The following is an 11,204-nucleotide window of genomic DNA, read 5'->3' on the forward strand; positions in this document are numbered from 1 at the left end:
CTTGCCGAATGCGCTGGACGCGGGGTGGAGCAGCCCGGTAGCTCGTCAGGCTCATAACCTGAAGGCCGCAGGTTCAAATCCTGCCCCCGCAACCACTGATAACGACACTCCCGTAGTCATCGCTGCGGGAGTTCTTGTTTGTCCAGACTTTCCAATGACTTGTCGCTCCGTCCATTCGAGGATCGTGCTCAATTCTCCGTGCAGCGTTGCGTAAATTTCCCCACGTTCCGGCCCGGGCGTCAGAACAATCTTCTCAATCAGGCCACGCAATGTCTCCGCCGCTTCCTGTCGCTCTTCATTCCGATTGAGCGCCTTGGTAAGGGCCGAAACCTTCTTCGCATAGATCGCCGAGGCGCTTGGCAGAATGTCCGGCGTGTCCTCTGGCGCGTCGGCCAGCAGGGTGTTCAGTTCGGTCTTGCGCGCCTCCAGCGTGTCCATCTCAGCCTTCATGCTCTCATGGAACATGCCGGCCTTGATTGCCTCGATGATGCCGCGGACCTGCTTCTCGATCTTTACCAGTTCTGCTTTCCAGGCATCACCGCTAGAGCGGCGTTCCCGGTTCAGCCGGTTGGTTTCCTCGGCATAGGCGCGCATCGCCTCCTCGACGATCTCAGGCGCCATCATCCGGTCCATCAAGCCGGAGAGCACGCGGGCTTCCAGATCCTCACGTGGGATCGTGCGGCTATTTGAACAGGCGCCCTTGCTGATGTGGTTCGAGCAGGCGAACCGATCAGCGCCGCGAAGCGAGTAGGGGCCTCCGCAGCAGGCACAGAACACCAGGCCGGACAGAAGGGACTTCGGCCGGCGTGTGCTGTTCAGGCGGTTCTTTTTGTGGTGCTTGCGCACGGCATCCGTGACATTGATATACTTCTCGGCGATCTCACCTTGTCGAGCGCGGATTGATTGCCACAGCTCATCATCGACGATCCGCAGTTCTGGCACGTCCTTGATGATCCATTCCGATTCAGGGTTCAGGCGTGAGAGGCGCTTTCCGGTTGATGGATCTTTGATGTAGCGAAGCCGGTTCCAGATCAGACGACCGATATAGAGTTCATTATTTACCAGCCCCGTGCCGCGCTTCACATGACCGCGGATCGTCGTGTCGCTCCAGAGCTTGCCAGCCGGACCGGGGACACCTTCCTCGTTCAATGTGCGGGCGATGGTGCGGGGGCCTACGCCGACGGCGAACTCGCGGAAGATGCGCCGGACAACATTCGCCTCGGCTTCATTAATCTCGCGATCGCCACGAATGGGGTCGCCACGGGAATCCAGTTGCTTGATGACGTTGTAGCCGAAGCAGAGTCCGCCACCTGATTTGCCTTCCTCGACGCGACCACGGATGCCACGGTGTGTCTTGGCGGCCAGGTCTTTCAGGAATAGCGCGTTCATCGTGCCTTTGAGGCCGACATGCAACTCGCTGATCTCGCCCTCGGACAGCGTGACAATCGGAACGCCGGCGAATTTGAGATGCTTGAAAAAGGTGGCAACGTCCGCTTGGTCACGACTGATGCGATCCAGTGCTTCAGCCAGCACAACGTCAAGCTGGCCTGCCTGTGCATCCCCAAGGAGTGCCTGAATGCCCGGACGCAGGATCATGCTCGCTCCTGAGATGCCAGCATCCTTGTAAGTCCCGACGATCTTCCAGTTCTCGCGCTTCGCCTGCTCGCGGCAAATGCGCAACTGGTCGTCAATCGACGCCTCACGCTGATTGTCGGATGAATAGCGGGCATAGAGCGCAACGCGGGTCATCGGCGGTCTTTCCTAAGCTACCTTGTCCATACGGCTCGGCCGGATCAGCACCTCCGCCGAGATGCCGAGGCGACTGTGCAATTGCCGGATCATGTCGATCGACAGGCTGCGCTTGCGGTTCAGCACATCCGCAACCCGGTTGCGCGGACCGATCATCGACTCCAGATCCTTGCGGGTCAGCCCCTGCTGCTCCATGCGGAAGCGGATCGCCTCCACCGGATCGGGCGGGTCCATCGGATAGTGCTTCGCCTCATAGACGTCGATCAGCGTCGCCAGCACGTCGAGACGGTCGCCTTTCGGCGTGCCGCTCTTAGCGCCCCACAGCCGTTCGACCTCAGCCAAGGCTTCATCGTAATCCGCTTCCGTGCGGATCGGCTTCAAGTCAGTTGCCATGCTCGATCTCCTTCACGTCGATCCTGTCGTAAGCCTTGTGCGTGCCGAGCCACTTGATCCAGACGACGCCCTTCTCGAAGTCCGCTGACACGACGAGGCGGTAGTCATTGCCTTTGATGTTGAAGACGATCCGCTCGGCGCTGACGATGCTCGCCGTCGCGTAGAGCCGCTTTACATCGGCGGTGCTCGCCCATTCCGCCTTGCTGACTTCATCGAACCAGGCATCAAGCGCGGCCTTCACGGCTGGCTGCTCTTTATGCCCCGCGAGGCTTTCGACAAATTCGCGCAAAGTGCGGCGGGCAATAATCCTCATCTGTCACCTATATCATGGGACCAAAACGGTCTCAAGAGAAAACTACCAAGGGTCGGAGCAGGGAGCCCGCACCGGGTGAAGCTCCCATACACGTCGCTTGCCGGCGAGACCGGCTGCTGGACCGTCAGGGCGAAGGGAGAAGCTTCGTGTGGTGCTGTTTCTGCGTCTTGCGTTCCAGCGCGATCTTGCGCTCGAAATGCTCGCGCGCGATCTGGCGGCCGATAAGCCTGGCGAGGGACCGGATCGCAACATCTGCGTGCACAGGACCGTTCCGGCCCGTTTCCGGTCCAGTCGACGGGGATATCATCTCGATGCTGATCCTGTTCCGTTTAAGCGCCATCGTCTCCAGCAATCCCATGCGCGGAAGGGGTAGGGGATATGGAAGCTTGGAATGCCATGGTCGGGAAGGGCTCGCGGCTCTCCGTGGGGTGAGTAGGATGCCTTGGCGTAGAAAAGGGATGGGTCATTCAGAGTCGGGGAGGGCGTTGGTCGAGGCCGATAGGCCCCATTCATCCTTGACCGAGTTCGAATCCTGCGCGGTGCGCCAAATACCGCCGATTTCCCTCTACAGTACTCTATGGCTGCTGAACCTACGCCTTTATGTCTGGCAGGGGTCGGATCGCGCGAAAGAGCGTAGGAACGGCGGCGTTCGGCGGCGGAAAAGTTCGAATCGCTTTCGGTCGAGTGATTGCCACAAGAATACGTTGCGGCCTGGTATGGCGGGAATGTGTCCTCATTCCGGCCGTTCGACGGACACTTGAGACTTCCCAAAAGCCGACATTGCTTATGAAGTAGCCAAGCATCAGCCGATTACTTCGGCGTCTATGTTCGAATCCCACGCGGTCAGCTACATACCGCCGATTATGCTCTTTGATCCGATCGACCCCGACTGTGGGTATTGGGGGCCAACTGTTGCCAGCAGACGTCATCCTCGTTTGGTGGCAGGAGCTGATCCCTGAGATGGCCACCGTTCCATCGAAAGTGGATCGAATAATTTTCAGCTCGCTGGTGCCGCGAGTCGGCGCAGGTCATTATTCTCATGAATGTTGCAACCGGATGCCGCCTGTCCGATGAGTGTGACGATTGCATCGGCCACCGTATCTGCGGGGATAGCGCCGTACCGCGACAATTGGCCAACCAGTATCCGCGTGAGCACTGCGAAAATCCTTTGGCCGATCGCTTCCCACACTCGCCGCTCGCCGCGTGTGCCGAGCAGGAAGCCGGGGCGGATAATATCGACCCGTTTGAAGCCGAGAGCCGTGACGGACTGTTCGATCTTGCCCTTGGTCTGAAGATAGAATCCCGGTCCGCCGGCCCCTGCCGCGGTCACGAGGATGAACTGGCGCGCGCCGAGCGCTCTCGCACCTTGAGCGACCGCGAGAACATAGTCGTGATCAACGCGGAACATCGCGGCTTGCGAGCCGGCCGTGGCTATCGTCGTTCCCAGGCAGGAGATAGCGATATCGACGCCGTCAGGCGCGACCGACTCCAATGCGCCTGCGGGCTCCTGGCAAAGCCGCTCGAAATCGATAGCATGGCCGGACGCCGACGCCCCTTTTCGCACGAGGCGGATAACATCAACGTCGGGTCTGCCAGCCAGCCGTGTACCAACGAGGCCGCCCACCAATCCGGTACTACCGGCAATTAGGATGCGACGGGTCATCTGGCTGCTCCTTTTCCAAGAGGATTACAATCATGCCCCTCCCGCACGGCTTCACCACATCAATGCAGACCGGCTGTTTCAGGCGCGTGAGGCCTCTTCATGTTCGATTCGCGCCAGCGGTTCGGGGGCATACCTTCCCATTCCCGGAATGCGCGGTAGAAGGATGTGGTGTCCTGATAGCCGAGCAGGCAGGCCACTTCATCGATGTCCGTAGCCGGGTCGATCAAGAGATGGCGACCCAGATCCCGGCGCGCTTCTGACAGCAAGTCACGGAAGGTCGAGCCTTCTCCTGTGATGCGACGCTGGAGGGTTCGATCGCTCATGCCCAGTTGCTTCGCCACGTCAGAAAGGCCAGGCTGGCCGCTCGCAAGGCTGCGCTTCAGCACGATCTTCACCTGTTCAGAAATGGAGCTTTGCGCTTCCAACTCACCGAGCGCCGCCCTTAGCGCCGGGGTCAGCATCTCGAGCATCTCGGGATTGTGTCCCGGGAACGGACGATCGAGGTCGGCGGTGTCGAGTACCAGAAGGTTGCGCGGAGCCTCGGTGCGGATTGGGCAGCCGAAATAGTCCGCATAAATGGCGCCCACCGGTCCCGGTCGGGTTAGATCCAAACGTCGTGGCACGATGGCGCGCCCGGTAGCGCGCCGTCCCAGCTCCACCAACGTGGCGAACGTAATATCGACGGAGATGCCGGGTTCTGCTGCGATGGCGAAGGGCCATTCTGCAGATATGATGCAATCTCCATTGGCCTCGACAATCTGCAATTGCTCCGGCGTGCACAGGCGCTTGAACCGTGCGAGCCGGGTCAGCCCATCGCGATAGTCACGGGCATAGAAGGCAGCGAGGCTCGACGGCGGATGAACCGCCGTATCGACCGATTGCACCATCCGGATGCCAAGCGCGGGGTCGCCTGACAGGTCCGCTATTGCCTGCATCAGTGCAAAATATTGTGCCGTGGTGACGAAGGCCTGTGCGCCCAGATGAAGCGTTGCCGGCAGCCGGGCCTGCCGCAACAGCGCGGCGGGCGGAACACCGAACTGCTCAGCCGCCCGCCAGAACGCTTGCGGGACCTTGCATTTGTCGACCTGCACCATCATCGACCTCCTACGATCGCCTTCGTCTCCAGATATTCTTCAAACTCGCCAAGCCTGGCGGCGGCTGTTACCGGATTGCTTTTAACCAACGCAAAGGCACCGCAAGAGCGAGCCTGAGCGCCATTCAGGATCACCTGAGCCGCCCGCAGTCGACTCGCCACCGGGCCGGTGGCCGGATTGATGATGTCCTGCGTATCAACTCCCGCTGAAGCGACCCGGGCGTCATCGATGTCGTTCTTCAGAATATCTCGCATCAAGGACACTCCGACTAGACTTTCTGGCTCTTCATGGCCTTGGCGATGCCGGTCGCCATCCGCATCATGCCGTCGAAGGCGCGATCGGACAGGATGCCGCGCATGAAGATCATGGGCCTGGCTCCAAAGCCGATCGCATAGCGGGTCTTGGGCTTGGCGGCGGTCACCGCCTTGGCGATCGTGTCGGCGATGATTTGCGGCGGAGACTGGCGCTTGACACTGGCTTCACCGATCATGGATTGCGCCATGGCGTTGGCCTGCACGGCGTAAGGGCCATGACCGGACGTTTGTTTCAGTTTGTCGGCGGCAATGCCGGCCCATTCGGTCTTGATACCGCCGGGTTCGATCACGACGACATCGATGCCGAAAGGCTGTACTTCCATGCGCAGGCAGTCGCTGATCGCCTCCAGTGCGAACTTCGTGCCGTGATACCAGGCGCCAAGCGGCGTGTGGATCTTGCCGCCCATCGAGGTGATGTTGATGATCGTGCCCGAACGTTGCGCCCGCATATGCGGCAAGGCAAGCTGTATCAGCCGCACCGCACCGAAGACGTTGACATCGAACTGGGCGCGCGCCTCTTCCATTGGCACGTCTTCGACCGCACCGTAGGAGCCGTATCCGGCATTGTTGACGAGAACGTCAATGCGACCGGATTCGCCGATGATCGTGTCGATACCGGCCTGCATGGACGCGTCATCGGTGACGTCCATTGCCAGAATTCGGATATCGGACCTGGTCAGATGCTGCATCCGGTCAACGCGGCGGGCCGCGCCATAGACTGTGTAGCCAAGCTCCTTGAGCTTGAGAGCGGTGGATTCACCGATACCAGACGAAGCGCCGGTGACGAGTGCAACTTTGGTGGCCATGTGCGTCGTTCCTTTTTGTTTGAACCGATTGCTTTTGCCGCCGTGCCAAGGCGGTAATGTCTTCTGGACATCAAATAGCGAAGACGACACGCCATCACATTGGCGCAATATGCCACAAAATTTGCTCATTACGCCAAGATATTGGCGCGAAGCACCCGCACTGCGGCGCGCAGTAAGGTGCCTGCCAGCGAATGCTGTCTCATTGAGCCATTATCGAGCACAGAAACGGGGATAGCCGAGCGGGTCGCCGTTAGCCCGGTGTCGCAGCAGGGAGCAGAGCGCTCAGAGGAGCGCGGCGGACAATGCGATAGACTGCGGCAGGCGGTACGTTCTGCATTGTCTTGCCGACGAAGCTCGCCTTGAGGCCGAGCCGATCGAGGATCGGGCGTGATACAGGGCAGCGCGGGCCGTAGGTGAACTGATAGAATGCGCCTCCGATCCGCAGATGCCAGAACGATCCCGCAAGGATTGCCATGACTTTGCGAGGCGGCATGCTGAGAAGCGGCAATCCGCTTACCACGGCGCCGACCATCTGCAGTTCGTCGAAGCTGACGCCTTTAAGTCGGGCCGCATCCATCTGGATCACCCGTGCACCGGGAAATCGCGAACCGAGGAGATCGGTAAATGCGGAGCCGTACTCGATCAGCGTGAGGTCTTGCAAAGCCACGCCCCGTGCCACAAGGGCACGGGTAAAAACTCCCGTTCCAGGGCCAAGTTCGATCACCGGCCCGGTCAATGTTCCGATGTCACGGGTCATCAGATCGGCGAGCGCGCGGCCCGACGGCGCAATGGCGGCCACCTGAAGCGGCTTGGCCGCCCAGGACTTGAGAAACGTCAGTATATCGCTTTGCAAATAGGTCTCCGGCGGGTTGGAATAGGGTGTGTAAGTGCAAGCTTCGCAAACTTGCAGTGATGCAGTCTTTCGATTGGACGCAGCGGTCAGTTTCGGCTTCCAGGGGAAACGGCCCGTCGCGCCCACGTTGGCCTTCGCGACGTGGGAGCAGCGTGGCTTCAAAAGCGATGAAACCCTCTAGTCTGCCCCAAAAGCGAGATGCCGAGATAGCCTCTGAGCAGCATTTTGTTGCCCTTCATCTCGACGTTGCAACGATAGTCCTTCCGGACGAGGCGTCATAAAGCGAGCCTCCGGTCCATTCGCCATTATCCCAACGCAGTCCGTGGATGAATACGATGTTTTCGAGCGAGCGGCTTCGCAAGGCAGGATCAGGGTTCTTGGCGTCTCTCTTGAAGGTCGTATTGTCGCCTTCCATGATCTGGTTCCCGAAGAGAAGGTGCGCCCGAAACTCCGCGCCCGCTTTGAACATCTCGAGCTTTACGCTGCCGTCATCTGCCGCCCACTTGCCAAGTATGGCGTCTTGCTGTGTATGCTGAGCGAATGCGGAGCCAGCCATGGCCAAGCTTGTCATGGCCAACGCCGCGAGAAGCAGCGATCGGCGGGATGCCGTCAATGTATGCATTCTAGTAATCCTCGGTACTTGGCCGTATGGCCTGGATGTTTCTGGTCGATCGGCTCTTACAGCGTCGCAATGGTATGCTGTTTGCCGTTGCCCTGAGCGGCGTTGGATTCGGGCTCCCATGCCTCCCAGGTAGAAAGCCGCGCGGAATAGGCGGCGCGTGCCACCGGCAGGCCTTCTGTGCCCAGGAAAAACCGCAACGGCGGGGTTTGCACATCCACCAGCTTCAGGATGGCCGCGCCCGTCGAACGCGGATCGCCGAATTCCATCTTCGCTCCGGCTGCGAAGGCTTGCTCCCGCAGCGGCGCATAGGGAAGTGACGCCTGGATGACGCGGAGCATTCCGAACACATTGGTGTCCAGCTCGGCGCGAAGATCCTGTTCATCGATTTCCTCGACCGCGCCGACCAATGCATAGCCGGCGTTGTTGAGGACAACGTCCAGCCGTCCGAAGTACCGGTGCGCGTCTGCAACGGCTTGCCTGACGCCCTCGGCATCGGTGACGTCGAGCTGAAGGGGCAACACGCTATCCCCGAAACAGCTGGCGAGTTCCAAGAGGCTTTCCGTGTTGCGGGCTGTGGCGGCAACCTTGTCGCCACGTTCCAGTGCAGCTTCGGTCCAGATGCGGCCGAAGCCCCTGGATGCACCTGTAATGAACCAGATTTTTTCCGGCATGCTGTTGATCCCTGTTGCTAAGAACGCCAACAAGAATGGCAGGCGGACCAGACGGAAGCATTGGCGCAAGGCGCCGACACTTTTGCGTAAGACGCCAATCGTGGCTTTGGCTCAGCTCGCATCGAGCCAATAGTCGCTCCGGGCACTCCCGCCCTGCAATTGACTGAATGCCATTCCGCAGCGGAGCAGGTAGGCTTCGAACCAAGTTATAGGAGTGCTATAGCGTAAACGTAGTTATCATCTTCACCCGGCGTGGCGCGCCAATTGCGTTTATATCTGCGAACCGTGTTTTCGCTGCCTAATCCGACATCGATATTGGCTTCGCGGGTGATCTCACCTTTCAGATCATATAGCCTGCCAAGGATGCTGATGTCGTCGCTGCTAACTTCGGCCCGGGCAACTACTGCCGCAATCGGCAGCATGGAACTTGAAGGTCCCTATCGAAATGACGGAGTTGTCTCACGTAGCAGCGAACGCATCGGGAAACGACATTTCCATGCTCACCATTACCAACGCAGATATAGTGGCCCTCAACTTGGAGAGCGATGATGGAAAATGAGCGCCAATCCGAATTTCGTATTCTGAATTCAACTGAGAACCTCGCCGGAGAAAAAACCGACGTCGGACAGTCGTTAAAGGATATCGCAATCGGCAATCTAACGATCCGCGAAACCGAAGCCTTTGCATTTTTTGCCGTGTATGCTCGGTATGAGTACGCTGCTAAGGTCTGTGGCCTTGTACATCAAGGTCCGCCCCCTCGGGACCTAATAATCAATCCGCAGACGGTGGCTGACAACGTCCGTGAACAATTCGTTAGACAGATGGACGAAAATCCTCCACTTCGACATGCCGTGGACTATTTCGAAGCAAACGCACCTCAAAAACAGGTTTGGGACGGACGCGGCGCAGCTTGGGTCACACCACAGTATCAAGGCGCAGACAGTTTAAAGAAGCTGCTACTGCACCTTGCTCAGGCACGAAACAACCTGTTTCATGGTGGCAAAGGCTGGAAGCCTGATCTTCGAGAAATTGAACGCGATAATGATTTGATAAGATATGGCCTAACAATCCTAGAAGCAGTGATTAGATCTAACGACAATCTATTACATGAGTTTTCATCGTATGAGTGAGCGCTGGCTCTGGATCAATGCTAGCGCTGCGCCCTTTTGGGAGTTGATCTTACGACGAGATCGATTCCAATAACCTTGACGGCCTCAATATCCGCCCGGCTTACTATTAGCGCCTGCGCATGGTCTTGCAACGCTTGGCAAAGCTCCGAGAAGTCTAAGGTATCTCCGTTCTTGGGATTAGCCCAAGACGCCTGCTTTCCGTTCCACAGAAGCATAAAAATACCATTTGATGATCGCTTGTCCCGAAGGTAGTCGTTGCAGAGTTGATTTTCGATCCGCTCAAATAGCTTGGGGCCAGACCAGCGGTCGGCAATCTTAACTTCAGTCGGCACAGGGCCGTCAAAGCCGGTCGTCAAGAAACGAAGGTCCGGTCTCTTCGCATCGGCTAGTTCGTCCTCTTGTGGAATGACATACCGGCCTTGCGCGCGATCTCGAAGCCATCCGCCCACGAAGTTGCGCAGCTGCGTTTCCTTGGTCGCGTTCACCAATATGTCGGCTATGCTTGTGTCACCATTTTCTAGGTCGTCCTTGAGATCAAGAAGACGCGAGCATGCAAGTTCGAATAATTGTCGGTGATCGGAAGGAAGGACCTCGGCTTCGCGCGAAAAATCTTTCACATCATTTGGCTGCCATGCGGACAAATCTGAGTCTTGGATAGCTCGTCCTACGGCATGGGTCATCATCCAAGCCCGAGCCTCGATTTCTGGATAGTTCTCCGCGATTTCTTTGAGTGCAAGGTAGGTCTCCTTACCTGGTATCTCACTCAGCAACTTGAAAACGGTATTCCTCGCGTCTTGGGCGTCATCGCGGATACCCGGAGAATATACGCCTTTCCCTGCACGTTCGATGTCGTCCTTCCGTTTTATATTTTCATGCAGGACAAAATACAGCTGGCGCAAGTGCCGAGCATTTTTGTAATTCTCCCGAAACTTACCACTAGACCGTCTGCCACCCAAAAGTTGCACGGCAAAATTCATACAAAACTCCGTCCGCAATGCCTTATCGCCGAGATCGCGGAGGACGCCAAGAAGTCTATCAATGCCCTGATCCGGATCAACCGAGACCAAGAGCGCGACGAGGAAAGATTTAGTTTTGACATCCGGCGTCTTCGTCATCACGTTGGAACAAAATGTAGAGATTTCTTCGTCCGTAATCATCTCATCGCGAATGATAATAAGAAGCGCATTTTCTAAGCTTCGATAATTCTTAGGCAGTTGGCGGTTAAGTATGGCGATAATCGTCCGAGAGAGGCTGATCTGAAGATCATGGCCATGCCATAGCAAATCCGACAACAGGTAGTTGGGGTCTACTTCGGTGTTAGATGTAGTAACTTCCCATTCGATCTCCCCTGCAAATCGGTCATGAACGATCTCAGGGAACGCTTTGCTCAAACTCACCAGCCATGCTGGAAATCCATTCATTTCCCACAATGCGTACCGCACTGCTCGGTCTGCTTCCGCTTTCGTCAGCCCGGACGGCCAATCGATGGTTTCGCTGCTTTTGACCTTGCCCCCAAGTTTTATCCAGTTTTGAGTTCGCTCCAGCGGTTTTGGGTTGCTGTATTCGGGGCGGTAGCGGCGGGGTGTGGTGCGGAGC

Annotated in this window: 13 protein-coding genes, 1 tRNA gene and 2 pseudogenes; 3 read left to right on the forward strand and 13 right to left on the reverse strand. The window is 57.9% G+C overall.

Annotated features, from left to right (window positions below; genetic code table 11):
- Nucleotides 1-18: 18 nt before the first annotated feature.
- Together FHW77_RS26380 and FHW77_RS27030 are read left to right on the forward strand one after the other, a co-directional pair.
- Nucleotides 19-95, forward strand: a tRNA-Met gene (locus FHW77_RS26380).
- Between the two features lie 43 nt (nt 96-138).
- Complete coding sequence (locus tag FHW77_RS27030) at nt 139-690, forward strand: hypothetical protein (RefSeq protein ID WP_353619003.1); 552 nt, start codon at nt 139-141, stop codon at nt 688-690.
- Nucleotides 691-696: 6 nt separating this feature from the next.
- Here the strand turns inward: FHW77_RS27030 and FHW77_RS27035 are convergent.
- The 12 genes and pseudogenes from FHW77_RS27035 to FHW77_RS26440 form a co-directional block, all read right to left on the reverse strand.
- Nucleotides 697-1,749, reverse strand: a pseudogene (locus tag FHW77_RS27035) (recombinase family protein); the annotation flags it as partial.
- A 12-nt stretch (nt 1,750-1,761) separates the two neighbouring features.
- The gene (locus FHW77_RS26390; RefSeq protein ID WP_111815112.1) at nt 1,762-2,142 is read right to left on the reverse strand and encodes a helix-turn-helix domain-containing protein; all 381 of its coding nucleotides are present in this window, start codon (nt 2,140-2,142) and stop codon (nt 1,762-1,764) included.
- Complete coding sequence (locus FHW77_RS26395; protein ID WP_111815114.1) at nt 2,132-2,455, reverse strand: type II toxin-antitoxin system HigB family toxin; 324 nt, start codon at nt 2,453-2,455, stop codon at nt 2,132-2,134. Before FHW77_RS26395 ends, FHW77_RS26390 begins: the two co-directional genes overlap by 11 nt.
- 124 nt (nt 2,456-2,579) lie before the next feature.
- Nucleotides 2,580-2,717, reverse strand: a complete 138-nt coding sequence (locus tag FHW77_RS26400; protein ID WP_210277094.1) for a hypothetical protein — start codon at nt 2,715-2,717, stop codon at nt 2,580-2,582.
- A gap of 735 nt (nt 2,718-3,452) precedes the next feature.
- On the reverse strand, nt 3,453-4,118 hold the full coding sequence (locus FHW77_RS26405; protein ID WP_111815116.1) for a Rossmann-fold NAD(P)-binding domain-containing protein: 666 nt from the start codon (nt 4,116-4,118) through the stop codon (nt 3,453-3,455).
- A 59-nt stretch (nt 4,119-4,177) separates the two neighbouring features.
- Nucleotides 4,178-5,212: an AraC family transcriptional regulator gene (locus tag FHW77_RS26410; RefSeq protein ID WP_045532329.1), complete on the reverse strand. Its 1,035-nt coding sequence runs from the start codon at nt 5,210-5,212 to the stop codon at nt 4,178-4,180.
- Nucleotides 5,212-5,466 carry a hypothetical protein gene (locus FHW77_RS26415; protein ID WP_045532140.1) on the reverse strand — a complete coding sequence of 85 codons (255 nt, stop codon included), beginning with the start codon at nt 5,464-5,466 and terminating at the stop codon, nt 5,212-5,214. Before FHW77_RS26415 ends, FHW77_RS26410 begins: the two co-directional genes overlap by 1 nt.
- Nucleotides 5,467-5,480: 14 nt before the next feature.
- The gene (locus FHW77_RS26420) at nt 5,481-6,332 is read right to left on the reverse strand and encodes an oxidoreductase (RefSeq protein WP_045532142.1); all 852 of its coding nucleotides are present in this window, start codon (nt 6,330-6,332) and stop codon (nt 5,481-5,483) included.
- A gap of 250 nt (nt 6,333-6,582) precedes the next feature.
- Nucleotides 6,583-7,185: a class I SAM-dependent methyltransferase gene (locus tag FHW77_RS26425; RefSeq protein ID WP_045532144.1), complete on the reverse strand. Its 603-nt coding sequence runs from the start codon at nt 7,183-7,185 to the stop codon at nt 6,583-6,585.
- 235 nt (nt 7,186-7,420) lie between these two features.
- Nucleotides 7,421-7,807: a DUF2147 domain-containing protein gene (locus FHW77_RS26430; RefSeq protein WP_286086177.1), complete on the reverse strand. Its 387-nt coding sequence runs from the start codon at nt 7,805-7,807 to the stop codon at nt 7,421-7,423.
- A gap of 56 nt (nt 7,808-7,863) precedes the next feature.
- Nucleotides 7,864-8,478, reverse strand: coding sequence for an SDR family NAD(P)-dependent oxidoreductase (locus FHW77_RS26435; protein WP_045532145.1), 615 nt, complete (start codon nt 8,476-8,478; stop codon nt 7,864-7,866).
- A 206-nt stretch (nt 8,479-8,684) separates the two neighbouring features.
- Nucleotides 8,685-8,900 (reverse strand): hypothetical protein, encoded by a 216-nt coding sequence (locus FHW77_RS26440; protein WP_111815118.1) that lies wholly within the window; start codon nt 8,898-8,900, stop codon nt 8,685-8,687.
- 126 nt (nt 8,901-9,026) lie between these two features.
- Here FHW77_RS26440 and FHW77_RS26445 point away from each other — a divergent pair, with 126 nt between their 5' ends.
- A complete protein-coding gene (locus FHW77_RS26445; protein WP_112582373.1) occupies nt 9,027-9,608 on the forward strand; it encodes a hypothetical protein in 582 nt (193 codons plus the stop codon).
- 20 nt (nt 9,609-9,628) lie between these two features.
- On the opposite strand, the pseudogene FHW77_RS26450 reads toward FHW77_RS26445, so the two are convergent.
- A pseudogene (locus tag FHW77_RS26450) lies at nt 9,629-11,204 on the reverse strand (hypothetical protein); the annotation flags it as partial.

Source organism: Agrobacterium sp. RC10-4-1 (genome assembly GCF_014138475.1).
Lineage (GTDB): Bacteria > Pseudomonadota > Alphaproteobacteria > Rhizobiales > Rhizobiaceae > Agrobacterium > Agrobacterium pusense.